Source organism: Aquitalea sp. LB_tupeE (assembly GCF_013391415.1).
GTDB lineage: Bacteria > Pseudomonadota > Gammaproteobacteria > Burkholderiales > Chromobacteriaceae > Aquitalea.
Map to the genome: position 1 here is coordinate 46,179 of NZ_JACAXB010000026.1, position 24,061 is coordinate 70,239.

The window sequence follows — 24,061 nt, forward strand, 5'->3', positions numbered from 1 at the left end:
TGCCTGCGCCATAACGCCAAGAACACACGCACACACTATGTCTCAGCACACCTTTTCTCCCGATGGAACGGCGCTGACCAGCCCCAAGGCCTGGTATCAGGCGGCCAGTGAAAAGCCCGGCTTCATTCACGATGCTGCCCAGGCTGCCGCGATTGAGCAGCTGGATGCATTGTGGCATCAACTGCTGGAGTTCAAAGACAAACGCAACCGTTTTCTCGGGCGCAGCCTGCGCAGCCCGGATGTGCCGCGCGGCCTGTACTTCTGGGGTGGGGTGGGGCGCGGCAAGAGCTTTCTGATGGATGCTTTCTACGCCTGCGTGCCCTACCGCCGCAAGCGTCGTATCCATTTCCACAATTTCATGGCCGAGGTGCATCGCGAGCTACGTCAGCTGGCCGGTAGCAAAGACCCCTTGCTCGCCTATGCCGACAAGATTGCCCGTGAAACCCGCCTGCTGTGTTTTGACGAATTCCATGTCAGCGATATTGCCGATGCCATGATGCTGGGCCGCCTGCTCAGCGCCCTGTTCGAGCGCGGCGTAGTGTTGGTCACCACCTCCAATTATCCGCCGGACGGCTTGTATCCCAACGGTCTGCAACGGCAGAATTTTCTGCCAACCATCGAACTGATCAAGCGCGAACTGAATGTGCTGAACGTGGATGGCGGCAATGATTACCGCCTGCGCGAACTGACGCGCGAGCCCTTGTTCATGGTGCCGGCGGATGCTGCTGCCGAGACGCGCATGGAAGGCATGTTCACCCGCCTGAGCAGCGAAGAATTGATTGCCAAGCAGGAAATCGAGGTGCTGGGGCGGCAGATTCCGGTGAAAAAACTGGCACCGGGCATCATCTGGTTTGATTTTTACGCCATTTGCGATGGGCCACGGGCACAGACTGACTATCTGGAAATCGCCACCGAATTCCACACCGTGTTCATCAGCGGTATTCCCAAGCTGATGGCCAAGGATGCTTCCATTGCCCGCCGCTTTACCTGGCTGGTGGATGTGTTTTACGACAACCGGGTCAAGCTGATTGCCTCTGCTGCGGTGCCAATCGACGATATTTACACCGACGGCGTGCAGTCCAGCGAGTTTTTCCGTACTGCCAGCCGGCTGACCGAGATGCAATCCAAGAGTTATCTGGAACTGCCGCACCAGAGCGCTGGCGAAACCCATGATCAGCCGCCGCCGGGTGTGGTGATCTGAGCGGGAGCTGCCAGTATGCAACGGCCAGACAGTGTCTGGCCGTTTTGCTGTCAGGCTTGCGGAATGTCGTCGATCAGGGCAATCAGGTCGGTAACACCGACATCCTCTCCCAGTTGGGACAGCAAGGTGGTGGCCTGGCCACGGTGGTGAGTCTGGTGGTTGAAGAAGTGCAAGAGCAGGGCATGGAAGTTCTTGCACTGCGCGATGCCGCGGGTGTTGTGATAGGCCAGCGGCTGATCCAGATCGCTGTCCTCAAGCGCGCTGCATAGCTGGATGATGACCTCATCCAGCAGCTGTCGCCGTGCTGCCAGCTCTGCTAGCTGGTCAAACAGCAGGCCGTCCAGCGATGCCGGGCGGGGAATCTCCAGCACCGGCTGCAGGGCGGCAAAAGCGGCCGGATGCCGGGCAAAGCGCTGTAGCCACAGGGTGTCGCCCACCACGATGTGATTGAGGGTGCCGAACAACGAGCCGAAAAACGCACCGTTGTCCTGCTGCAGAACCGCTGCCGGCAAGCGGGCGGCAGCCTGGTAAAGCTTGTCATTCATCCACTGGTTGTAGCGGGCTTGCAGCGCAAGCTGTTCGAGTCGGTTCATCGTCCCCTCCTGAAAACAGCACGATAACCCGGCATTTGCCGGAATGACAGGCAAAACAAAAGCGGCCATCAGGCCGCTTTTTGCACAGCATTCAAACAGGCGATCAGGCGCGCTTTTTGAATTCGCCGGTGCGGGTGTCGATTTCGATCTTTTCGCCAGTGTTGACGAAGGCCGGAACCTGAACTTCGAAGGTGGTGCCTACCAGCTTGGCCGGCTTCAGAACCTTGCCCGAAGTGTCGCCACGTACGGCCGGTTCGGTGTATTCCACTTCGCGGATCACGGTGGTCGGCAGTTCCACGGAGATGGCCTTGCCATCGTAGAAGGTCACCTGGCAAACATCTTCCATGCCGTCAACGATGTAGTTGATGGTGTCGCCCAGGTTATCGGCTTCTACTTCGTACTGGTTGAATTCGCTGTCCATGAACACATACATCGGGTCAGCAAAGTAGGAGTAGGTGCAATCCTTGCGGTCCAGAACCACGACGTCGAACTTGTCGTCAGCGCGGTAAACGGCTTCAGAGCCGGCGCCGGTCAGCAGGTTCTTCATCTTCATCTTCACGACGGAAGCGTTACGGCCGGATTTGCTGAATTCGGCTTTTTGCACGACCATCGGGTCGTTGCCTACCATGAATACGTTGCCAGCGCGGAGTTCTTGTGCGGTTTTCATTACGTGTAAAGTCCCAAACTCTTGATTGAACTCGGAAAACGGTTTCCGAAAAACGGGCTATTTTAGCCGGTTTTGTATGAATTGCACCAGCCGCATCCCCAAGTCACCGTGTTGCAGCAGTTTGTCCGGCCATTGGCGACTGTGCCGGTGCCATTGTGGCAGCTGCTTTTCCAGTTGTTGCCAGGCGGCCACCATGCCCTGGCCGTGGTTCCAGGCATGGCTGGCTGCACGCAGGGCGCTGGCGGTTTCGGCGTCCAGCGCGGCGCAATAGTGTGACAAAAAGGCATCAAGCTTCACCATGTGCGCCGCGTCGTCTTGCGGATAGATGTGCCAGATGAAAGGCCGGCCAGCCCATTGTGCCCGTACGAAGCTGTCCTCGCCGCGCACGAAGTTGATGTCGCAAGACCACAAGCTCAGGTCGTAGCTGTCCTGATCAGTCATGGGCAGTACATGCACGGTCAGCGCGCCACGGCTGACATGTTGGCCTGCGTGCAGTGGCTGCCCCATCACCGCTTCCACATCGGCCAGAATCTTGCCTTCCGGCACCATGCAGTGGACCGGCATCTGGCTGCCGGTCCAGTATTCCAGTAGCTCACGTGCGGCCGGGTTTTCATAAGCAAACAGGCTGACACGCCATTCTTCCGGCTGTTTTTCCGGGATGTCGAACATCTGCCAGAAGGCGCGCTGCGCCAGCTTGTCCTGTTGCCAATGCCGGCGGGTTTCAATCAGGCCATCCTCGCACAGCAGCCCGCCGGTACGGTCAGTAAAGCCGGGAAAGAAAAAGTATTTTGTCAGCGGCAGGCGCGGGTGGGGCGAGGCCATGCCATGGCAGTCTTCCACCCAGTCCTCGGCGGACAGGTATTCCAGGTTGATCCAGACCGGCTTGATGTCCGCCCCTGCCATGGCTTGTTCCACGGCGTCGGGCAGGCGGCAGCCAAACGCCTCTATCACCACCTGCGCCGGTTGATAGTCGATAAAAGGGTTATCCGCGCGCCACTGGCACACCCGGATGTCTTCCAGAATCTGGGTGGCTGCGGCCGGGTCCAGCAAGGGGGCAATGTGGCCAAAGCTGGCCAGGTCATCCACCCACAAGCGCACCTCGTAGCCAAAGTCATGCGCCAGCCGCCGCGCCAGCCGCCAGGCAACGCCGATATCACCGTAGTTGTCGATGACGGTACAGAAAATATCCCAGCTGAGGGCGGAGGAGTCTGGCATGGTGCGGGCATCCGGAAAAAAGCTGGCGCAGCATAGCACGGCCAGGTGACAGTGTGAGGATGATGCCGGGCTGTTGGCGGTACAAGCTTGCTAACAACATGTAACTAACACTGTTTGATAAAACAGTTAAAATGAAAAGATGCTGTCAAAAGAAGATTGTCATGAGCGCAACTGATCAGAATGCTGGGAAATCCACTCCGTCCCGTCCACCTCGCCGCTGGCGACGCTGGCTGTACGGTATTGCCGCCGTTGTGCTGTTGCTGTGGGGGTTTCTGGCGGGTATTGCGCCGGGCATTGTCCAGAGCCAGGCGGCCAAATGGGCGGCAGGAATCGGCCGCACACTGAGCCTGGGGGAGGTTTCCATCAATCCCTGGCGCATGGCAGTGGAAATCCGCCAGCTCAAGTTGGCCGAGGGCAAGGGCAGCCCCTTGTTTGCCGCCGACCGGGTGTATGTGAATCTGGACCCGACCGCCTTGCTGCTGGGGCGCTGGCAGTTGTCGGAATTCAGCGTTGATGCCCCGCAGCTATGGGTACAGCGTGACGTCCAGGGGCAGTGGAACTGGGCGCGCTTCATCCGTGATGCCAGTGGCCCGGCCCAGCCCAAAAAAGACGATGGCTCACCGACCAAATTCCTGCTGCAGGCGCTGAACATCCGCAATGGCCAGCTCATGTTCCAGGACCAACTGGCTGGCAGCGACAGCTTCAAGGTGTCACCGCTGAATCTGGCGCTGACCGATCTTTCCACCTTGCCCGAAGCCGGTGGCTATCGCCTGCATGCCGCGCTGGGCGACGGCACCCAGCTGGACTGGAAAGGCAGCCTGCAATTACAGCCCTTGCAATCCAGCGGAGAGGCCAGCATTCGCGGCTTTACCCTGGCCAGCATCTGGGAATACGTCAAACCGCATTTCAATATTGCCAGGCCACAAGGCACGCTATCGGTACAGGCCAGTTATCAGTTCGACCTGAAAGGCAAGACGCCACAGTTGCAGATCAGCCCCTTCAGCGCCGAGCTGAAGGGTTTGCAGATGCAGGCCCCTGGTACGCAGCATCGCTTTGACCTGCCTTCCTTGCAGCTCAAAGGGGGCCGTTTTGACCTGCAACATAGCCAGTTGAGCCTGCAACAGATTGCGCTGGATGGTGGCAGCCTGGAAGCACAGCGCATGGCGGATGGCAGCCTGGACTGGCTGGCAGCCCTGCCGGCCAGCCCGGCAGCGGGTTCCACATCCACCGCAAGCAGCAAAGCAGCCCCTTCGCCGTGGCAAGTGAAGGTGGAAGACATCAAGCTGGCCAATTGGCAGTACCGCTTTGGCGATGCCGGTTTTGCCACCCCGCTGCAAGTGGCGGCACGCCTGCCGCTATTGCATGCCCGTTTTGAACTGGACCCGAAACGCGGTTTCGCCGTGGACAAGCTGGCTGGCGAACTGGCCGACATCACCCTGGGCAATGCCGCACAACCCGCACAGATTACCCTGGCCACGCTGGCGTTGCAGCCTTCGCGCATTGTGCAGCAGGGACAACTGATTGAGCCAGGCAGCGTGGATGTACAGGGCCTGCGCGTGGCGGTGGAACGCAACAAGCAGGGGCAGTTGAACCTGGCGCAGCTGTTTGCGCCCGGCAAGGCAGCCAAGGCGGTCAAGACCGCAGCCAAGGCCGATGCTGACCAAAAACAGCCCGGCTGGCAGCTGCACTATCCCTTGCTGAATCTGAATGACGGCCAGATCAGCTGGACCGACCAGACCCTGCCGCGCCCGGTCAGTGCCACGCTGCACGATGTTACGGCCAGGCTGGAGGCAAAAGATGCGCAGCAGTTGGCCGTAGACGTAGGCGGCAAGCTGGAATCCGGTCAGTTCACCGCGGCATTGCAGTTGGACCCTGCCACCGCAGCCGTCAAGGGCAAGGTCAATGCCCAGTCGCTGCCGCTGGCTCCGTTTGCACCCTATGGCCTGACAGGTACGCCCTTGCGTATGAGCGGTGGTCAGCTCAATGCAGAGCTGAACGTGGAATCGGCCAGCAAGGGCTGGAGCGTGGCCGGTACGGCCGACATCAGCAAGCTGGCCATCATGGAGCCGGGTGAAAAACTGCCACTGCTGGGGTGGAACAATCTCAAGGTCAATGGCATCAAGGCGCAAAGCACAACCAGCCTGCCGCTGAGTGTGGCAGTGCAGGACATCCAGCTGGAAGCCTTGTCGGCCCGGCTGATTCTGGATGCCAAACGCCAGCTCAACTGGCAGCGCATTTTTGCCGCCAAGTCTGCGGCCAGTCCGCCGTCGGCCACGCCAGTCACGCCAGCGAAAGCCAGTGCGATTCCGCCGGTGGACATTCGCAGCATCCACCTGAACCGCAGCAAGGTGCAGTTTGCCGACCAGAGCATGAATCCGAACTTTGCCACCCAGATGCATCATCTGCGCGGTTCGATTCAGGGCCTGTCCACCCGGCCTGGGCGCACAGGCACCATCACGCTGGATGGCGATGTCGACCAGTATGGCGATGTGCGGGTGCGTGGCGCGCTGGCCCCGATGGCGGTCACTGACAATACCGATGTCACGCTGTCCTTCCGCAATATTCCGCTGAACAACCTCAACCCCTATGCCACCACCTTTGCCGGCTGGCGCATCAATGACGGCCGCCTGACGGTGGACCTGCATTACCTGCTGGACCACCGCCAGATGAAGGGACAGAACCGGGTGGTGATCAACACCATCCAGCTGGGAGACGAGGTGCCGGACTACAAGGGTACGCACCTGCCACTGCGGCTGGCGGTAGCCTTGCTGGAAGATAGCGACGGCAAGATTGATCTGGATTTGCCGGTATCCGGTAGCCTGGATGACCCGCAGTTCAGCTATGGCCAGGTGGTGTGGAAGGCACTGGTGAATGTGGTGACCAAGGTGGTGACGGCACCGTTCCGCGCCCTGGGTGCCCTGCTGGGTGGCGATGGTTTTGACAATGTGTTCTTCATTCCCGGCGAAGCCAATGTCGCTCCGCCAGAGCGGGAAAAGCTGGAAAAAGTGGCGGGCCTGATGAGCAAGCGTCCCAAGATGCAGTTGCAGCTTGCCGGTAGCTTTGATCCCGAGCTGGACAGCAAGGAACTGGCCCGGGCGCGCGTAGACAGTGCCATCCTGCAAGCCGCCGGACGCAGCCTGCTGCCGGGCGAGCCGCTACCCGTGCCGGACCTGTCCGACCCGGCCATGCTGGATGCCATCAAGACGGTCTACGCCCGCGAGCTGGGTCGTCTGAAACTGATGTCACGTACCCTGAATCCGGGTGGGCCATCTGGTGCTGCATTGGCCAAACTGTTGCGTGGTGAACTGATTACCGCGCAGAAAGTGGATACGGCCGCCTTGCAGGCGCTGGCGCGTCAGCGTGCGGAAAATGCCCGCAAGGTGATGATGCACAATGACAACACTCTGGCCGATCGCATCACGCTGGGCGACCCCGCCAAAACCCGCGCCGAACGGGACGGTGTGCCACTGGGGATCAAGTTGTCCAGCAAGTAGCGTATAAAACGGCTTGATGTCCATCAATAAACGGCGTAACTACATATGGTGTAGTACGCCGTTTTCTTTTGCCAGATGTTGTGACTTTCTTGCCGACTATGACGGCAGAGTGCAATCGCCAAGCGCGTGTGCATTGCTTGCCGAACAGGCGTAAAGTCATGGCTTGCCGTCATGGCAAGGCTGCAGAAGTCAGGAAAATTCTCAAAAATTTCAGGAAATCGAGGGGCCGGAATGAAGCGTGAAAACAGTGCCGTCATGCTGGAGCAGGATATCTCGCGCGAGGTATTGCTGGAAAAGTATGCCAAGGGTGATGAACAGAGCGTCAGCGAGGTCAGACTGCGGGTAGCCCGTGCCCTGGCGGCGCTGGAGCAGGACCCGGCTCGCTTCGAGCCGCTGTTTTTCCAGGCACTGGACAATGGCTTCATTCCCGGCGGGCGTATCAATTCCGCCGCCGGTACCGAGTTGCGCGCCACGCTGATCAACTGCTTTGTGCAGCCGGTGGGCGATTCGGTTTCCGAACCTTCCAACGGCAAGGCCGGTATTTACGAAGCGCTGCTGCAGGCCGCCGAAACCATGCGCCGTGGCGGTGGTGTGGGCTACAACTTCTCGCGCATTCGCCCCAAGGGCGCGCGGGTAAAAGGCACCAATAGCCGCGCTTCCGGGCCGGTGTCGTACATGCGGGTGTTCGACCGCAGCTGCGAGACGGTAGAGTCGGCCGGTGCCCGCCGTGGCGCGCAAATGGGTGTGCTGGATGTCAGCCATCCGGACGTGGAAGATTTCATCCACGCCAAGGACAAGGGCGACCTGCGCAACTTCAATATTTCCGTCGGCGTGTCGGATGACTTCATGCGCGCGGTGGAGGCGGATGTCGAGTGGGAACTGACCCACAGCGTGGAACCGGCCACCGACGCCTTCCCCGGCCACTACCAACGTGCCGACGGCCTGTGGGTGTACCGCAAGGTTTCTGCCCGTGCGCTGTGGCAGCAGATCATGGAATCCACCTATGACCACGCCGAGCCGGGCGTGCTGTTCATGTCCAGGATCAACCAGGACAACAACCTGTCCTATTGCGAGGTGATTGAATCCACCAACCCCTGCGGCGAACAACCGTTGCCGGATTACGGCTGCTGCGACCTGGGTTCGGTCAACCTCACCAAATACGTGCGTCAACCGTTTGGTGCCAAGCCCAGCTTTGATTTCAAGGCCTTCGAGAGCGTGGTGCGCATGTCCATCCGCATGCTGGACAATGTGCTGGACCTGACCGTGTGGCCGCTGAAAGAGCAAGAGCGTGAAGCGCAATCCAAGCGTCGTGTCGGTCTGGGTTTTACCGGCCTGGGTGATGCGCTGATCATGCTGAAGATTCGTTACGACAGCGAAGAAGGCCGTCGTTTTGCCGCGCGCATTTCCGAATCCATGCGCGATGCAGCCTATGATGCCTCGGTGGACCTGGCCATCGAAAAAGGGGCTTTCCCGCTGTTTGATGCTGAGCAATACCTGGCCGAACCGCATTGCGCCAGCCGCCTGCCGGACAGTATCAAGGCCCGTATCCGCAAGCACGGCATCCGCAACTCCCACCTGCTGTCGATTGCCCCTACCGGCACCATTTCGTTGGCGTTTGCCGATAACGCCAGCAATGGCATCGAGCCGCCGTTCTCCTGGTTCTACACCCGCAAAAAGCGCATGGCCGACGGTACGACCCAGGAATACCTGGTGGAAGACCACGCCTATCGCGTCTACCGCATGCAGGGTGGCGACACCCAGGCGCTGCCGGACTACTTTGTCTCGGCACTGGAAATGAGTGCGCTGGACCATATGCGCATGGTGGCCGCGGTGGCACCGTATATCGACACCGCCATTTCCAAAACAGTGAATGTACCGGCGGATTACCCGTTTGCCGATTTCGAAAGCCTGTATCTGGAAGCCTGGCGCAATGGCCTGAAAGGCATTACCACCTACCGGCCCAATAGTGTCCTCGGTTCGGTATTGTCCATCGAGCCGGCCAAGGAAACCGCCAAGGAAGCCCCGCAGGACCTGTCTGCCAGTCAGGATGGCGACCCGGACCGCCGCATCACCCTGAACACCGCGCCCAGCCCGGCGCTGGCCAGTCTGAAATGGCCGAACCGGCCCAAGCTGAAGGAAGGTAACCCCTCCTGGACTTATATGGTGGAAGGCCCTGCCGGTGATTTTGCCGTGGTGGTGGGCCATGTGGAAAACGGCCGCATCACGCCGTTTGAGTGCTGGGTGAACGCCACCGAAGAACAGCGTGGCCTGGGGGCGATTGCCAAGACGCTGTCGATGGACATGCGCTGCCGTGACCACGCTTGGCTGTCGGCCAAGCTGGAAGCCTTGTCGCATACCAATGGCGACAAGCGCTATGTTTTCGAGCTGGGCGAGCGCACCGTCTATGCCACTTCCGCCGCTGCGGCGCTGGGCCAAGTGGTGCGTCATCGCGTGGAGCAACTGGGTGCACTGACCGCTGACCAGCACGAACCCACCCCGGTGATGGATGCGCTGTTTGCCCGCAAGGAACCGAAATCCGGCACCGATGGCACCATGAGCTGGTCGGTGGATGTGGCCAACCCGCAAACCGGTGACGATTTCGTGCTCTTCCTGAAAGAACTGGTATTGCCCAATGGCCAGCGCCGTCCGTATTCGGTGTGGCTGGCCGGTAATTACCCGCGTGAACTGGATGGCCTGTGCAAGATGCTGTCGCTGGACATGCGGGTGATCGACCCGGCCTGGATCGGTATGAAGCTGCGCAAGCTGCTGAGCTATGCCGAGCCGCAAGGCGACTTCTTTGCCCGCATTCCGGGTCAGGAAAAATCGCAAAGCTGGCCGTCCACCGTGGCCTATATGGCGCAGCTGATGATTCACCGCTATGCCATGCTGGGCGTGCTGACTCAGGATGGCGTGCCGCTGGAGGAAATGGGGGTGATGGTGCCGGAGCAGAGCGATCTGTTCAGCCCGGAAACCGCCGCCCAACCAGCACTCAAACCCTTGTCCGGTAAGCCCTGCCCGGAATGCGGCAACCATGCGCTGATCAAGAAGGATGGTTGTGAATTCTGCACCGCTTGCGGCCATGTAGGGGCGTGCGGTTAAGCTGGGTTCAGCTCATGCCTGCATGTGAGACGCATTGCCGTCGTGAAGGAAGCAAGACAGTCATGGTGGGCCCAAGCTGCACCAGGCACTGTCTGATTGTTGGGGTAGGGCGCTGCAAGACAAGCATTTACGGTTTCCCTACTGCCAGCAGCAGGACGTAACGACGGGGGAGTGAAAGACAGGCTGGGGCAAGGCGCGACTGTTTCAGTGGAGGCGAGTATCAGTCGCCTCTCGCCTCAAACCAGCTTGTTGTTACGGGCAAAGTCGGTCAGGTCCACCACGTTCGAAATACCCAGCTTTTCGAAAATGTTCACCTTGTAAGTGCTGACAGTCTTGTTGCTGATGAATAGCCGATCGGCAATGTCCTTGTTCGACAGGCCTTGAGCCAGGTGTTGCAGGACGGCAAGTTCACGGTCCGATAGTTTTTCGATACGACTGTCGATCTGCTTCTCGTCATTAAGCTTGGCACCGGACACCACGTCACGGGGAAAGAAACTGTAGCCGGCCATGATGGCGTCTGCGGCAGACAAGATGGCGTTCAGGTCCTTGCTCTTGCTGACAAACCCGTCTGCACCGGCCTGCATGGAGCGTGAGGCATAGACCATTTCGTCCTGTGCCGACAATACCAGCAGCTTGATGGCCGGATGTTGGTTCTTGATGCGCTTGATCAGCTCCAACCCGCTGATGCGTGGAATGTTCAAGTCGATGATGATGAGATCGGCTTTATGTTCTCTGACCAATTCGATGACAGACTGGCCATTGTCGGTCTCTCCGATGACCGCATACCGACCAGATTTTTCCAGAACGGAACGAACAGCCAGGCAAATGGCCGGATGATCATCGACAATGATGACGCTTTTCATGATTAATCTCCGGAAATGATCAGGATTGGAAGTTTTTATTCGTTATGGGACTGTTGGAGAGTAAATGGGTTTGTTGAAAAATTTCATAAGATAAATCTAGTATTCAATCAGAAATTTCCCATCATCAATCAGTGCGGAGGCAAAGATAATATAAAACTTATAAAAGCAATGTAGCACATTTCAGGTGAATTTCATGTCAGGTTTACTCAATGGTGTACGTCATCGTCCACTGCAGGTTCTTGTTGCCGAAGATCATCCAGCGCAGCGTCAGGTCTTGGTTTCCATGCTGGAGCAGCATGGCGAATGCATGGTGGATGAGGTCGGAGATGGCTTCCAAGCACTCTCTTTACTTAAAACCAATAAGTACGATCTGATGATTTGTGACATTGGCATGCCTGAGCTGGATGGCATCCAGCTGATGCGCCATTTGGGTCAACTGGATCATTTGCCACAACTGATTTTTTGCAGTGCTCATAGCGAAGACATCTTGCACAGCGTGCAGCGGTTTGGTAGTCACCATCACCTTCCTGTACTGGCTTGTCTGGAGAAGCCATTCTCGGCAGACCAGTTATCCACCTTGTTACAGCAGTGTGTACAGCAGCGGTCGGACAATACCGTTTCAGCTGGGTTGGACAGTATGGTGTTTTCACGGCAGGAGCTGGAAGAGGCGATGCAGGACGGGCAGATTCAACCGTGGTATCAGCCCAAGATAGACCCGCAAACACTTGAGGTTCTTTCGGTTGAAGCGCTGGCCAGGTGGGATCATCCGGTATACGGTGTGCTGACCCCGGGAGTGTTTCTGCCTCAGCTTGATATGTTGAATCTGAGCGAGGAACTGCTTTGCAGCATTTTGCAGCAGGCCGCACGGGATTGCTGTGCCTGGGATATCAAATTTCCCCAGAAAAGACTGGGTGTGGCGGTTAATATTAATGTCCGCGAGTTTGATAAACCCGATATGCCAGAAAAACTGAATGCCATTGTGCAATCCATGCATTTGTCACCAAGCCGTATTACCCTTGAATTGACAGAAACCCAGCCCTTGAATAATTTGAGTTTGTCATTGGAAAATGCCATTCGCTTGCGTGTGATGGGTTTTAATCTGGCATTGGATGATTTTGGTGTCGGCTATTCCGGTTTTCATCATTTACGTGAGATTCCGGCCAATTCGGTCAAGATCGACCGCCTGCTGGTGCATCAGGCGGCGGGAGACCCGGCGGCTGAAAAGCTACTGGGTTTTGCTGTACGCATGCTGCAAAGCCAAAATGTTTCCGTGGTGGTTGAAGGCGTTAGCCGGCGGCAGGATTTTGAACTGGTGAAACAATTACAAGTAGATCTGGTACAGGGTTTCCTGTTGGCCGAACCCATGTCACGTAGTCGTCTGGACGCCTTCATCATGTCACCGGTTTGCTCAGTCAACCTTGAAGCGGCGTAGCGACCACAGCGCCAGTCCCATCAGACCGATGCCGCAAAGCTGCCAGTGATCCAGTGCATGGTGGTATACCTGCCAGTCCACCACGATGGCTGTTACCGGATAAACAAATTGCAGTACGGCAAAGCGACTGATGGATATCTGGCTCATGCCGCTATACAGCAGAGCATAAGCAAGACCGGTATGCAAGCTACCCAGCCCGGCCAGCCAGGCCCAGCTGCTGGCCGTTGTTGGCCAGCCATTGAGCAGTGGCCACCAGGCTGTCAGTACCACGCCAACAGCGCATTGCCACCAGGCAAAGGCAAATGAGCTGATGTTGGGCTGTTGTCTGGCAATGATGGGCAGGCCGGCATACGACAATGACCCGCCAATGCACATCAGTACGCCACCCCAAAAGCCATCCGGAATAACCGTACTGCTCAATCCGGCCATCCCGCAAGCCAGCGCCAGGCCAAGCAGGGCGGTGATGGCGGCCAGCAGGTGGCGGCGTGACAGTGTTTCCCCAAGCCGCAGGCTCCCATAAAGCATCACCCAGAACGGTTGCAGGTGAAACAGCACCGTTGCCAGCCCGATGGTGGTGCGTGGTATGGCGGCAAAGAACAGCCCCCAGTTGCTCACCATCAGCGCGCTTGCCAACAACACGGCCACTAGCGAGCGGCCACGCAAATGCAGTTCACGCAGTTTGCCGCTATAGCCGCCCCAGACAAGCAGGGCGAGCGCACCAAACAGGCAACGCATGAACACCGTCAGCAAAGGTGGCTGATTTGCCTCGCTGACGAAAATACCCAGTGTGCCCAGCAGCAAGCCGGCCATCACCATATTGCGGCTGCCCTGGTTGGATGTAACTGCCCCGCCGGTTTCCGTCAGGTGCATGGTGGTGGTGTTTTTCATGCCGGAGATCATCGTGGCAGCAGCTTGCTTTGGTAAAGCGAATTTATGCTATGTTAATCATTCGAATATCGAATGATGTGGCGTGATGATGAAGCAGCAAGATTTACAACTGGATTGGCTACGTGCCTTCGTTGCGGTGGTGGATGCCGGTTCACTCAGCGCAGCGGCGGCTGTGGTGCATCGTTCGCAATCTGCAGTCAGCATGCAGTTGAAAAAGCTGGAGCAGGCTGCAGGCAGCGTGCTGCTGTTGCGCACGCCCAGAGAGGTGGCGCTGACAGCTGCCGGTGCGGAGCTGCTGCCACATGCCCGGCGGGTGTTGGCAGCCCATGCGGCAGCGCTGGAGACTTTACACGGTGCCCAGATTCATGGCCAATTGCGGCTGGGAGTGCCGGAGGATTACGCCCAGGCCTATCTGGGCAAGGTGTTACGAGACTATGTAGGCCTTTATCCGGCAGTGGAAATCAATCTGGTTTGCGAGCAATCGACAGCGCTGATTGGCAAGGTAGAAAATGGCGAGCTTGACCTGGCGGTAGTCAGCCGCGACGAGCCGGACCGAGGCGAGTACCTGTTTGATGAAACCATGGTCTGGGTTGGAGACAGCCAGCATGCCGCCTGGCTGCGCGACCCGCTGCCCATTGCACTGTACGAATTGGGTAGCCGCGCACGTACTGCGGTGCTGGATGCGGTGAATGCCATACAACGCGAGTGGCGGGTGGTGTACAGCAGCCCCAGTGTCGCCGGGCAACTGACAGCAGTGCACAGCGGCATGGCCGTTGCGGTGCTGACCGAATGCAGCTTGCCGCCGGGCATTCAGGTGTTGGACATGAAGCACGGTTTGCCTCGGCTGCCGCCCTTGCAAGTGGCCTTGATACGCAGCTTGCATTCGCAAGGATCACGCGCTTGCGACGTCATGCAGGCCTTGATCTTGCAGATATTGCGCCGGTAGTAAGGTGCCTGGTGCTAGGCGGGGTTGATTGCCATACCATTGATAAGGTTGACAATATCAATTAATAAATTCATATTGGTGATATTGTCAATTAAATAGCCATGCGCTTGTCTGTACTGGATAAGCCATGCCTGCAAGGAGTTGCCCTTGGCTGAATCAAGCCCCTCGCGCGAACGCGGCCTGTTGTGGTTGCTGGCGCTTACCCAGTTCACCATCATCATGGACTTCATGGTGATGATGCCGCTGGGGCCGCAAATCATGCACGCTTTTGCCATCAGCCCGGCGGCATTTGCCACAGCGGTCTCGGCTTATTCATGGTGTTCCGGCCTGTCCGGCCTGTTTGCCGCCACCTATATCGACCGCTTCGACCGTCGTCGGCTGCTGTTGGTGATATACGGCCTGTTTGCCATTTCCAACCTGGTGTGTGCGCTGGCAGGCAATTTCCACATGTTGCTGGTGGCTCGTGCATTTGCCGGTTTGAGTGGTGGGGTACTGGCGTCCATCATCATGGCCATTGTCAGTGACATCATTCCGGTTTCCCGCCGTGGTGCGGCCACCGGCACCATCATGACGGCTTTTTCGCTGGCCGCGATTGCCGGAGTGCCGGCCGGCATTGTGCTGGGTGCACATCTGGGATGGTCGTCGCCGTTTTACCTGCTGGCGGTATTGTCGGTGCTGATCTGGCTGGCTGCACTGGCGCTGGTGCCTTCCTTGCGGCTGCATTTGCAGGTGGGTCCCCCGCCATTGCGTCAGGTGTTGCCAGAGTTGTGGCGTTTGCTGAGTAATCCGCTGCATCTGCGGGCGTTCGGGCTGACCTTCCTGATGCTGGTGTCGCACATGATGGTCATTCCTTTCATTTCTCCCGTGCTGGTGGCCAACCACGGCATTGCGCCACAGCAAATTGCCTGGATTTACATGGCTGGCGGGGCGGCCACCTTCTTTACCTCCCGTCGTATTGGCAAGCTGGCCGACCGCTATGGCAAGCATCAGCTGTTTCGCATCATGGCCTTGTTTTCCATGCTGCCGGTATTGTTTGTCACCCATTTGCCAGATATTCCCTTTATTGCCATCGTGGCGTTTTTCCCGGTTTTCATGGTGGCGCTGTCCGGCCGCATGATTCCGCTGCAGGCCTTGTTGACTACGGTGCCCCAAGCGCAAAACCGTGGGGCATTCCTCAGTGTCAATAGTGCGATCCAATCCTTGGGCAATGGCTGCGGAGCCTGGCTGGGTGGTTTGTTGCTGAGTAATACGGCCAGTGGCCAGATTCTGGGTTATGGCCTGAATGGCTGGTGTGCCGTGGCGCTGGTGGGCGTGGCCTTGTGGTGGGTGGGGCGTGTTCAGGGGCAAGTCATGCCACCGCCTGTAACGGTGAATTCCTGAGGGTTCGGGGAAATGGCGGTGTAATTGATAGAGATATTTGCAGTGCAAGTTTAATGGTGTTGTGCTGGTTGAAGTTTTGCCAGCAACGTTAGAATGATGCCCTGATCTGATACCTTGCCAGTGGCTGATTGAGGAAGTGGCCTGGCTCGTATGGCGTATCGGATGCAATGGTTTGAATTCGGGGCACAATCATAACAAGCATGCAAAACAATAATCGCAGGACACTATTAGGGACATGGACCAGGCTGAGCAGCACCTTGCTGCTGGGGGGCGGACTAAGTGGGGTGTGCTTGCCACTGTGGGCAGCGGAAGTCAGCAATGGCATTACCACCATCAAACCGGAACTGGGTGAGGCCCGGTTGCTGGATGTGGGGGCCGCCACCTTGTCCCTGCGTGGCTGGCTGGGCGTCGGAACGGTGATCCGTGCGGCCAATCCTGACCCGGCGCTGATCAATGGCCCGTCAATGAATACCCTGAACGATGGTGATCAGAACTATCGTTCCGGGGATGCGGTTTCCACTGCCATCGAAAGCTATGTGCAGACCGACCTGCAATACCAGGGCCTTGGGCTGAGGCTGGCTGGCAAGGCCTGGTATGACTACACCCAGGCACAGCAATCCGTGTTGCATGGCAATGTGCCTAACCACTACCAGTCTGGCGCGCCCTTGAGCGATGAAGGCTTTGTGCCTTTGGGCCGTTTTGGCAACGTGGTGCTGGATGATGCCTATGTGTATGGCAATACCCAGCTGGCTGCTTATCCCTTGCAGTTACGCGCTGGCCGGCAAACCATTCCCTGGGGAAGCCCGACTGCTGGCGGCATGCTGTCCCAGGTGAATGCCATTGATTATGCGGCTCTTGGCCGCGCCAGTTCGGTGGCTGCCGAGGCAGGTATCCCGGACTGGGCCGTCTACGGCAAGTTGGACCTCAGCGAGCGGCTGACTCTGGATGCTTTCTACCAGTTCGCCTTTGCCCCCAATGTCTATCCCGGTTGCGGCACGTTTTACTCGACTGGCGATTATGTTCAGCCAGGTTGCAACCAGCTCACCTTGAATGGTGCCTTGTTATCGGCCATTACCCACCGCAACATCAGCACCAGTGACGCACAGGCGCTGGGCAATGCGCTGGATTATGTCGGTCGGGCTCCAGACCGTCTGCCATCTGGCGGGCAATACGGTGCCGGCTTGCACTATTTGCTGGCTGGGGTGGGCAGGTTCGGTCTTTATGCGGCCAATATCGACAGCAAGGTGGGGTATACCGGTGTGCAACACAATAGTGCGGGCGTGTTGACGCCCTTGTTGGCCAATACTGGCCAGGCCCAGGCCACCGGGCTGAGCAGCCAGTATTACCGTAGTTATCCGGCGAATCTGCACTTGTTTGTGCTGAATTTTGCCAGCCGCCTGCCAGACCAGACCGGAGTATACGCCGAACTGGGCTATATTCCTGATCAGCCGCTGGCCTGGAATGGTGCGGACTTCCTTAACGGCCTGTTGCTGGGGCGTGGCCCGCTGGCGCGCTTGAGCAAGCTGCCAGCAGGGGCAAGCGCGGACGGTTACGACCGTTATCAGGTGATGAACTTCAGTCTGGGGGCGCAACGACCGCTGGGCAAACTGCTTGGTGGCGAGTTCAAGCTGGCGGCCGAACTTGGCTTCAAGCATGTGTTTTCCCTGCCAGACCCGGCTGTGATGCGTTATGGGCGTGCGGGCTGGGGCATGGCGGCCAGTCAGGCCTATACCAGTTGCAGCGGCGATGCCAATACCTGCAGGCTGGACGGTTTCATCACCAGCAATGCCTGGGCTGCTCGCTTGCGTCTGGAGGCGCGCTATGCCACGCGCTGGCCAGACCTTACACTGACCCCGTCACTGACCTTGGGCCAGGATGTGCGCGGCTATTCCTACGATGGCCAATACTCGCAAGGCCGCTTCAGTACCTTGCTTGGCCTGGCACTGAATATGGGGCGTGATTACCAGATTGACCTTGGCTATCTGCGTACCGGGGGCGGTGATTACAATCTGCTGCGTGACCGCAGCCTGGTTTCCCTGGGGTTGGGCATGCGCTTGTAAGCTGTACGATCTGTTTGCCTGTATCAGGGCTGCCCCTTACACTGGCGGCGCTGTTTTCCCCGCCAACCCATTTCATTCGCCACCTCGCCATGAACGAACAACTCGCGCTCAACAAGATCAATCAGGCCATGCAGCAATTGCAACAAGGCCAGGCAGCTGCTGCCCGTGACTGTTTGAGCCGCGTGCTGAAGGCCTTCCCTGATAGCCCGGAAGTGCATTTCCTGCTGGGCCTCGCCTTGGTGCAACTGGTGCAGCCCAAGGGAGCGCTCGCCCATTTCAACAGTGCCATCGCGCTGGCACCGGACCTGGCCGAAGCCTATGTCAATCGCGGTATCTTGTTGAAGAGTCAGCAGCAGTTGAAAGCGGCCTTGCAGGATCTGGACCGCGCCATTGCTTTGCGTCCTGGCATGGCGGAGGCCTACTGCAACCGGGGCAATGTGCGGGTATTGCTGGACCAGCCAGACCAGGCCCACGCAGACTTTGCCGTGGCGATACGACTGGACCCGCACAATGTCGATGCGCTGCTTAATCTGGCTGCACTCATGGCCGATCGCGGTGAATATGCAGAATCACAGACCTTGCTGGAGCGGGTCCTCAGCCTGCGGCCGGACGATGCCTTGGCCCGGCATAACCGAGGCTGGCTGTCCTTGCTGCAAGGCGACTATGTCCGTGGCTGGCCAGACTACGAAGCACGCAAACTGGACCCGCAACTGCGTCGGCGCTCCGGTTTGCTGCATTTTTCCCAGCCGGAATGGCAAGGCGAGGAGCTGGCTGGCAAAACACTGTTGTTGCATCAGGAACAAGGGCTGGGCGATGCCATCCAGATGCTGCGCTACCTGCCACCTTTGCAGGCGCAAGGTGCGCGGGTGCTGATTTTGCTCAATCCGGCGCTCTCAGCGCTGGCCAGCCAGCTGTTGCCGTCCGGACAGGTGTTTACCCAAGGTGAGGCACTGCCGCACTTTGACCTGCACTGCTCGGTGATGTCGCTGCCCTTGCGCATGGCCACCACGCTGGACAACATTCCGGCTGCCCAGGGCTACCTCGCGGTGGATGAAGTTTGTCAGCAGCATTGGGCTGGCTTGCTGGGAGAGAAGAAACGCTTGCGTGTCGGGCTGGTGTGGTCGGGTTCGGCCAAGCATCTGAATGACCGCAAGCGCAGCCTGACGCTGGGGGCGCTGTCCGGTTTGCTGCAACAGGATGCCGAGTGGCACAGCCTGCAGCGCGAATATCAGGAAGAGGTGGCGGATGTGCTGGCGAGCGGCATCATCGACCATGCCGCACAACTGCAAACCATGCAGGATACCGCCGGGCTGATCAGTCAGCTGGACCTGGTCATCAGTGTGGATACCTCGGTGGCACATCTGGCCGCTGCCTTGGGCAAACCCTGCTGGCTGCTGTTGCCGTTCAACCCGGATTTCCGCTGGGGCCTGGGGCGTAGCGATAGCCCGTGGTATGCCAGCATGCGGCTATTCCGTCAGCTGCAGCCCGCTGACTGGGCCAGTGTGCTGGCTGAGGTCTCCGGTCAACTGGCCCTGCGCTTGACGCAGCCAGCGCACTGAAGCTGCTCAGTCGTCGCGGGTGAGTACTTCCAGCACTTCGATTTCAAACAGCAAATTGGCGTGCGGCGGAATGCGCGTGCCGATCTGCCGCTCGCCATAGGCTAGCGTGGCGGGCACCCACAGCTTGCGCTTGCCGCCCACTTTCATGCCCATCAGGCCGATATCCCAGCCCTTGATCACCCGGCCGGTGCCGATCACGCACTGGAAGGGGCGGCCCTTGTCGTGCGAGGAGTCAAACTTGCTGCCATCTTCCAGCCAGCCGGTGTAGTGGGTGGTGATGAGTGCGCCGCGCACCACTTCCTTGCCCTCGCCGATGTGCAAATCTTCGATTTTCAGTTGCTGGTCCATTTGTTCATTTACCGGTTCATTCGCATTTACGGCTACCGCAGCAGCCAACGTGGCGGCATTTTAGCTGGCCGTAGACGGCGGGTGAAGCAAGATGCAATAGCAGCGTGCCTGTGTTGCACTGGCAAGCCCGACCTTGTGGTGCGGCAGGGCCTGCATAGCGGCTTTAACCGGGTTTGCCATCACTGCGTGCGCGCAGATAAAGCCGGACAAAACGCAGGCTCCAGCACAGCAGCAACAGCAGGCAGATAACGGCGGTCAGCGCATATGCACCGCTAGCCCAGCTGGCGGGCAGGCAGTCGGTGGCCACGCGCAGCAAGGCCATGCCATGCACCGCCAGATACAGCCGCCAAAGCCAGGCTGGTGCTTGCAGGGCTTGCCCGGCGTGGCCCAGCGACACGCGGGAGACAAAGGCAATCACCATGCTGATGAAAAAGCCGGTGGTGATGGCATGCAGCGGTGCCAGACCCAGTGACACTGGCAGCAGCGCGGCCAGGCTGTACAGCAAGAAAGCCAGCGGCAGCCAGGCAAAGGCCAGGTGCAGCATGCCCAGCAGTCGGATCTGCCCGGTGCGCCAGCTCTGCCAGCGCGAGCAGGTATAGCTCAGCAACAGGCAAAATGGCAGATCAGCCGGTAATGTCGTCAACCCAATCACAGACAGCAGTCCGTGCAGCCAGCTGCCTGTCAGCATGGCCCACAGCAGCCAGTCCGGTTTCCAGGCAGGAATGTTCGGCATGGCGCTGACAGTGAAAAACGGCAGCATGCGGTGGCAAACGGTAAGGAATACCGGTAGCAAAAAGCCCCACAAGGCCAGGTCACGCATCAGCAGCCAGCCACGGGCATTGCCGCTGCCCAGCCAGTACAGGCCTGCCAGCAACCCGGCCAGACCCAGCACAAAGCCGCACAGCACCATCCAGGCATGCAGTCGGTTGACCTGCTGGCTACGCAGTATCAATTGGCCAAAGGTGAGGGTCAGCCCGGCAAAGCCGCAGCCATATATCAGTAGGCCAGCCAGCAGCCAGCCACTGCCCAGTGCCAGGGCCGCCAGCCACAACAGCAAGCCTGTTGCCATCAGTAGCGGAATACCCAGATAGCGCGCGCGACCGGGGCCGTCCACGCCCAGCCAGCGCGGTCCGGCAGTAAAAATGAAGCCGGTCATGAAGAAGGGAAAAATGCCGTACAGCATCAGGAAGGCATGCGCCATCACTGCCGGCACTACCGGCAGGATGGGATGGCTGCCCAGGCGTGAGGCCAGTTCGGCAAACCAGGCGGCAAACAGTAATAGCGCCAGCAACATGCCAAACAAAAAGGCAATGCGGTGCGGCGCGCGTAGCAAGGGGGTGGGAAGCGCAGGGGTTTGCATGATGCACTCGATGGGGTGGGTGAGGGCCCAGTATCGCCAGTCCGCTATCAGGATGGGAATGATTCGCGTCAAGACATTCGGCCTTGCCTGCCGGGCAGGCAAGGTTAGGTGGCGCAGCGCCGCCGCATTCCGGCTGGTGCTGCTTATTGCTTGAACAGCACGGCGATCAGATCCGACTGGGTAATCATGCCGCACAACTGGCCGGTGGCATCAAGCACCGGCATGTGGTGCATGCCGCCATCGGAAAAGGCCAGCGCCAGTTCGCTGATGGGCTGGGTGGCCTGCAGGCTGCGGGCCGGCTGGCTCATGATGTCGGCCACCTTGCCGTCCAGCCTTGCTGCCTGCGGGATGGTGCTGGCCTGGTGGTGTGGCAGGAAAAAGTCGTGCAGTGACACCAGGCCCAGTAACAGCCCGGCAGCATCAGTCACCGGCAAGGCCTTGACCTTGTGGTGTGCCAGCGTGTCCCAGGCTTGTTGCAAGCTGGCATCTGGCCGGATGGACACCACATCGCGCGACATGATGTCGGCACAGCGGATGGCTCCAAAGCGGCGCTTTTGTGCTTGTTGTTCTGCTGCAGTGAAAATGGCGGCCAGGTCATCTTCGCTGACATCCAGCACTTCGCCAAAATCGGCCAGTGCCTGGTGCAAGTCCTGCTGATTGAAGGCGCGGCGTTCGCTGGGCAGTGGGTCGTCGGTATGGTGCGGGTTGCTGTTGTCAGCCGGCAAATGCGGATAGCGGCGCTGTAAGGCATTGTTGAACAGCAAGGCCACACCCAATAGCAGCACGGAATTGGCCAGTACCGGCCACAGGACAAACTGGAAGCCCAGCGCCTGGATGGCCGGGCCGCCCAGCACGGCGGTAATGGCGACGGCACCGCCGGGTGGGTGCAGGCAGCGCAGCTGGAACATGGCGGCAATGGCCAAGGCACCGGCCATGCTGGCAGCCAGGCCGGGGTCGGCAATGGCACGGGCGCAGGCCACACCAATGACGGCGGACACCAGATTGCCGGCCAGCATCGACCAGGGTTGGGCCAGCGGGCTGGAGGGGACGGCAAACAGCAAAACGGCCGAAGCGCCCATCGGGGCGATGAACCAGGGGCTGGCGCCACCCAGCGCGGCGCGGCTGATCAACTCGGTCAGCAACAGGCCCAGGCCGGCACCAACACAGCCATACAGCCGCTCACGGCGGCCTGCCAGTAACTGCACCGGCAAAAAGCCACGCAACCAGTGCCGCTTGCGCGGTGCTTGGGATAAGGAAGTCATGGTGGGTAAAGGGATAGGTGGGTGGGATATTGTATCGTATGGCGATATGTTTGCCTGCCTGCACTGGCTTGCCTCCAGTAGCGCTTGGATCTCGCTAACAAAACAGCGCAGCGTTCCTGGCGGCTATTCGTCTTGCAGGGTTTGCTGCACGTTCAGCAGCAGGTCCAGCGACTGGCTACCGCCCAGATTTTTCAGCAGCAGCAGTTCTTCGCGGTGCAGGGCGGCCAGCTTGGCCACCAGTTCCTGCCCCTTGGGCAGCAGGCTGATTTCCACCTGGCGGCCATCCTGACGGCCGGGGGTTTTCTTGACCAGATCTTGCTCCTCGCAGCGTTTGATCAGGCCCACCACGCTGTGGTGATGTGATTGCAGCCGCTCGGCCAGTTCCGCCACCGTGGCCCAGTCGCGCCCCGGATAGCCCTGCACCTGCAGTAACAGCAGGTATTGCAGCGGCGTGATGCCGTGCTCCTGCGCCAATTCCTCGCTAAAGCGCAAAAACTGGCGCAGGCGGTAGCGGAAGTCGGCCAGGCGTTCGAAATCCTGTTTGCTGAGTATGGGGGCAGTCATGGTGGGCAACAGCGGTGATGAAAGACAAGTCCGGCCACCATATCACATCAGCCCTCCACTGCCGAATTGTGCGGCAAAGCACACCGGAGACGCATACGCCAGCGGCTGTGCCTCTTGCTGCAACAGGAACAATTGCAAGGCGCGGGCGGCACTGAGCGTGGCATCGGCTTCGGCATGCAGCAACACAATGTGCTGCCGGCTGGCCATGCGCGCCAGCCATTCCCAGCGCTGCGGATTATTGTGCAGCACGGCCCAGTAAATTTCGCAAAACTGGCTCCAGCGTTCCTCGCGCCAGTGCAGCCAGTCACTCAAGCCCGGTGCGGGCGAGAGTGCCGGCACATGACGCAGGCGGCGCGTGATGTCGGGGGGCAGGCCGGCAGCCGGTTCGCTGCCGATCAGGAAGGCCGGTGTAGCGTCAGGCCGGTAGCTTTGCAGGGATTGCAGGGTGATGTGCATGGTGATGGCTCCGTTTACAGCAGGGGTAGCAGCAAGAGCGCCACCACAAACAGCCATACCAGCGCGCCAATGGCGAAAATGGTATAGGCCAGTGACAGGGTATGCACCGAATCATCGTGTTCGAACCAGGCATCCAGGCCGTGAAAAAGCAGGCCTGCTGATGCGGCCAGCCCCAGTAGTGCACACAGCACATTCAGCGTGGGGTAGGGCAGTAGCAAGGACAGGGCAGACAACCAGATGGGCAGCGGCACCAGCGCCGCCAGCCGGTAGCAGTCGGCAAAGGCCGGGCGGCGGCTGGCATGTACCGACTGGCGGATGACCCAGGCCATCAGGCTGACGGCCAGCCAGCTGGTCAGCAGCAGGATCAGGCTGGCTTGCTGCCAGTTTTGCAGCGGCACGCCGGGGGCATAACTGTCAGCATGATAAATGGCGGTGTATTGCACCATGCCCGCGGCAAACAGCGAGCCTGGCAGTACGATTTTCATGAAGCTGTGGAGCACGGATGGATGGCGCTGGCCTAGCTGGTCCCAGCCATGGCGTGATGAGTAAATCATCTGTAGCGGATGTTGCAGGTTCATGGCGATCTCCTTGGTAGCGATGGGCTACCTTGTGAATATATATCGTAATGCGATATAAATCTACAACAAGATGCGGCTGGGAGTGGGGAGTGGGGG

At 59.1% G+C, this 24,061-nt stretch carries 19 protein-coding genes; 8 read left to right on the top strand and 11 right to left on the bottom strand.

Annotated elements, in window-relative coordinates; genetic code table 11:
* The first annotated feature begins 37 nt into the window (after positions 1 to 37).
* Positions 38 to 1,201 carry a cell division protein ZapE gene (zapE, locus tag HWX34_RS13125; protein WP_178972663.1) on the top strand — a complete coding sequence of 388 codons (1,164 nt, stop codon included), beginning with the start codon at positions 38 to 40 and terminating at the stop codon, positions 1,199 to 1,201.
* 50 nt (positions 1,202 to 1,251) lie between these two features.
* Here zapE and HWX34_RS13130 read toward each other — a convergent pair whose 3' ends face one another.
* The 3 genes from HWX34_RS13130 to earP all read right to left on the bottom strand — a co-directional run bounded on the left by HWX34_RS13130 (position 1,252) and on the right by earP (position 3,676).
* Complete coding sequence (locus tag HWX34_RS13130; protein WP_178972664.1) at positions 1,252 to 1,794, bottom strand: DinB family protein; 543 nt, start codon at positions 1,792 to 1,794, stop codon at positions 1,252 to 1,254.
* Positions 1,795 to 1,897: 103 nt separating this feature from the next.
* A complete protein-coding gene (gene efp / locus HWX34_RS13135; RefSeq protein ID WP_045846211.1) occupies positions 1,898 to 2,461 on the bottom strand; it encodes an elongation factor P in 564 nt (187 codons plus the stop codon).
* 57 nt (positions 2,462 to 2,518) lie between these two features.
* Positions 2,519 to 3,676: an elongation factor P maturation arginine rhamnosyltransferase EarP gene (gene earP, locus HWX34_RS13140; protein WP_178972665.1), complete on the bottom strand. Its 1,158-nt coding sequence runs from the start codon at positions 3,674 to 3,676 to the stop codon at positions 2,519 to 2,521.
* A gap of 161 nt (positions 3,677 to 3,837) precedes the next feature.
* On the opposite strand from earP, the gene HWX34_RS13145 reads away from it, so the two are divergent.
* Both HWX34_RS13145 and HWX34_RS13150 read left to right on the top strand, forming a co-directional pair.
* A complete protein-coding gene (locus tag HWX34_RS13145; protein WP_178972666.1) occupies positions 3,838 to 7,170 on the top strand; it encodes a DUF748 domain-containing protein in 3,333 nt (1,110 codons plus the stop codon).
* Between the two features lie 231 nt (positions 7,171 to 7,401).
* Positions 7,402 to 10,269 carry an adenosylcobalamin-dependent ribonucleoside-diphosphate reductase gene (locus tag HWX34_RS13150; RefSeq protein WP_178972667.1) on the top strand — a complete coding sequence of 956 codons (2,868 nt, stop codon included), beginning with the start codon at positions 7,402 to 7,404 and terminating at the stop codon, positions 10,267 to 10,269.
* A 236-nt stretch (positions 10,270 to 10,505) separates the two neighbouring features.
* Here HWX34_RS13150 and HWX34_RS13155 read toward each other — a convergent pair whose 3' ends face one another.
* Positions 10,506 to 11,132 carry a response regulator transcription factor gene (locus HWX34_RS13155; RefSeq protein ID WP_178972668.1) on the bottom strand — a complete coding sequence of 209 codons (627 nt, stop codon included), beginning with the start codon at positions 11,130 to 11,132 and terminating at the stop codon, positions 10,506 to 10,508.
* Between the two features lie 193 nt (positions 11,133 to 11,325).
* On the opposite strand from HWX34_RS13155, the gene HWX34_RS13160 reads away from it, so the two are divergent.
* The gene (locus HWX34_RS13160; RefSeq protein ID WP_178972669.1) at positions 11,326 to 12,564 is read left to right on the top strand and encodes an EAL domain-containing protein; all 1,239 of its coding nucleotides are present in this window, start codon (positions 11,326 to 11,328) and stop codon (positions 12,562 to 12,564) included.
* Here HWX34_RS13160 and HWX34_RS13165 read toward each other — a convergent pair.
* Entirely contained in the window at positions 12,541 to 13,452 is a 912-nt protein-coding gene (locus HWX34_RS13165) for a DMT family transporter (RefSeq protein ID WP_218645172.1), read from the bottom strand. The two genes, HWX34_RS13160 and HWX34_RS13165, sit on opposite strands and share 24 nt — an antisense overlap.
* A gap of 85 nt (positions 13,453 to 13,537) precedes the next feature.
* On the opposite strand from HWX34_RS13165, the gene HWX34_RS13170 reads away from it, so the two are divergent.
* The 4 genes from HWX34_RS13170 to HWX34_RS13185 all read left to right on the top strand — a co-directional run bounded on the left by HWX34_RS13170 (position 13,538) and on the right by HWX34_RS13185 (position 19,397).
* Positions 13,538 to 14,398, top strand: a complete 861-nt coding sequence (locus HWX34_RS13170) for a LysR family transcriptional regulator (protein ID WP_255496715.1) — start codon at positions 13,538 to 13,540, stop codon at positions 14,396 to 14,398.
* Between the two features lie 147 nt (positions 14,399 to 14,545).
* Positions 14,546 to 15,778, top strand: a complete 1,233-nt coding sequence (locus HWX34_RS13175) for an MFS transporter (RefSeq protein ID WP_178972670.1) — start codon at positions 14,546 to 14,548, stop codon at positions 15,776 to 15,778.
* Between the two features lie 290 nt (positions 15,779 to 16,068).
* A complete protein-coding gene (locus tag HWX34_RS13180; protein WP_178972671.1) occupies positions 16,069 to 17,838 on the top strand; it encodes a DUF1302 domain-containing protein in 1,770 nt (589 codons plus the stop codon).
* A gap of 89 nt (positions 17,839 to 17,927) precedes the next feature.
* A complete protein-coding gene (locus HWX34_RS13185) occupies positions 17,928 to 19,397 on the top strand; it encodes a tetratricopeptide repeat protein (RefSeq protein ID WP_178972672.1) in 1,470 nt (489 codons plus the stop codon).
* 6 nt (positions 19,398 to 19,403) lie between these two features.
* Here the strand turns inward: HWX34_RS13185 and HWX34_RS13190 are convergent, their stop codons facing one another.
* The 6 genes from HWX34_RS13190 to HWX34_RS13215 all read right to left on the bottom strand — a co-directional run bounded on the left by HWX34_RS13190 (position 19,404) and on the right by HWX34_RS13215 (position 23,965).
* Entirely contained in the window at positions 19,404 to 19,745 is a 342-nt protein-coding gene (locus tag HWX34_RS13190; protein ID WP_178972673.1) for an FKBP-type peptidyl-prolyl cis-trans isomerase, read from the bottom strand.
* Between the two features lie 163 nt (positions 19,746 to 19,908).
* Positions 19,909 to 21,177, bottom strand: coding sequence for an NnrS family protein (locus tag HWX34_RS13195; protein WP_255496717.1), 1,269 nt, complete (start codon positions 21,175 to 21,177; stop codon positions 19,909 to 19,911).
* A gap of 71 nt (positions 21,178 to 21,248) precedes the next feature.
* The gene (locus HWX34_RS13200; protein ID WP_178972674.1) at positions 21,249 to 22,367 is read right to left on the bottom strand and encodes an HPP family protein; all 1,119 of its coding nucleotides are present in this window, start codon (positions 22,365 to 22,367) and stop codon (positions 21,249 to 21,251) included.
* Positions 22,368 to 22,490: 123 nt separating this feature from the next.
* Complete coding sequence (locus HWX34_RS13205) at positions 22,491 to 22,931, bottom strand: MarR family winged helix-turn-helix transcriptional regulator (RefSeq protein WP_178972675.1); 441 nt, start codon at positions 22,929 to 22,931, stop codon at positions 22,491 to 22,493.
* A 42-nt stretch (positions 22,932 to 22,973) separates the two neighbouring features.
* Positions 22,974 to 23,387: a DUF488 family protein gene (locus tag HWX34_RS13210; RefSeq protein WP_178972676.1), complete on the bottom strand. Its 414-nt coding sequence runs from the start codon at positions 23,385 to 23,387 to the stop codon at positions 22,974 to 22,976.
* 14 nt (positions 23,388 to 23,401) lie between these two features.
* Entirely contained in the window at positions 23,402 to 23,965 is a 564-nt protein-coding gene (locus HWX34_RS13215) for a YIP1 family protein (protein ID WP_178972677.1), read from the bottom strand.
* Positions 23,966 to 24,061: the final 96 nt, after the last annotated feature.

Bases quoted from the DNA above. Each gene is read 5' to 3' on its own strand.
- zapE (WP_178972663.1), top strand. From the start codon at position 38: ATGTCTCAGCACACCTTTTCTCCCGATGGAACGGCGCTGACCAGCCCC.
- HWX34_RS13130 (WP_178972664.1), bottom strand. From the start codon at position 1,794: ATGAACCGACTCGAACAGCTTGCGCTGCAAGCCCGCTACAACCAGTGG.
- efp (WP_045846211.1), bottom strand. From the start codon at position 2,461: ATGAAAACCGCACAAGAACTCCGCGCTGGCAACGTATTCATGGTAGGC.
- earP (WP_178972665.1), bottom strand. From the start codon at position 3,676: ATGCCAGACTCCTCCGCCCTCAGCTGGGATATTTTCTGTACCGTCATC.
- HWX34_RS13145 (WP_178972666.1), top strand. From the start codon at position 3,838: ATGAGCGCAACTGATCAGAATGCTGGGAAATCCACTCCGTCCCGTCCA.
- HWX34_RS13150 (WP_178972667.1), top strand. From the start codon at position 7,402: ATGAAGCGTGAAAACAGTGCCGTCATGCTGGAGCAGGATATCTCGCGC.
- HWX34_RS13155 (WP_178972668.1), bottom strand. From the start codon at position 11,132: ATGAAAAGCGTCATCATTGTCGATGATCATCCGGCCATTTGCCTGGCT.
- HWX34_RS13160 (WP_178972669.1), top strand. From the start codon at position 11,326: ATGTCAGGTTTACTCAATGGTGTACGTCATCGTCCACTGCAGGTTCTT.
- HWX34_RS13165 (WP_218645172.1), bottom strand. From the start codon at position 13,452: ATGAAAAACACCACCACCATGCACCTGACGGAAACCGGCGGGGCAGTT.
- HWX34_RS13170 (WP_255496715.1), top strand. From the start codon at position 13,538: ATGATGAAGCAGCAAGATTTACAACTGGATTGGCTACGTGCCTTCGTT.
- HWX34_RS13185 (WP_178972672.1), top strand. From the start codon at position 17,928: ATGAACGAACAACTCGCGCTCAACAAGATCAATCAGGCCATGCAGCAA.
- HWX34_RS13190 (WP_178972673.1), bottom strand. From the start codon at position 19,745: ATGGACCAGCAACTGAAAATCGAAGATTTGCACATCGGCGAGGGCAAG.
- HWX34_RS13200 (WP_178972674.1), bottom strand. From the start codon at position 22,367: ATGACTTCCTTATCCCAAGCACCGCGCAAGCGGCACTGGTTGCGTGGC.
- HWX34_RS13205 (WP_178972675.1), bottom strand. From the start codon at position 22,931: ATGACTGCCCCCATACTCAGCAAACAGGATTTCGAACGCCTGGCCGAC.
- HWX34_RS13210 (WP_178972676.1), bottom strand. From the start codon at position 23,387: ATGCACATCACCCTGCAATCCCTGCAAAGCTACCGGCCTGACGCTACA.
- HWX34_RS13215 (WP_178972677.1), bottom strand. From the start codon at position 23,965: ATGAACCTGCAACATCCGCTACAGATGATTTACTCATCACGCCATGGC.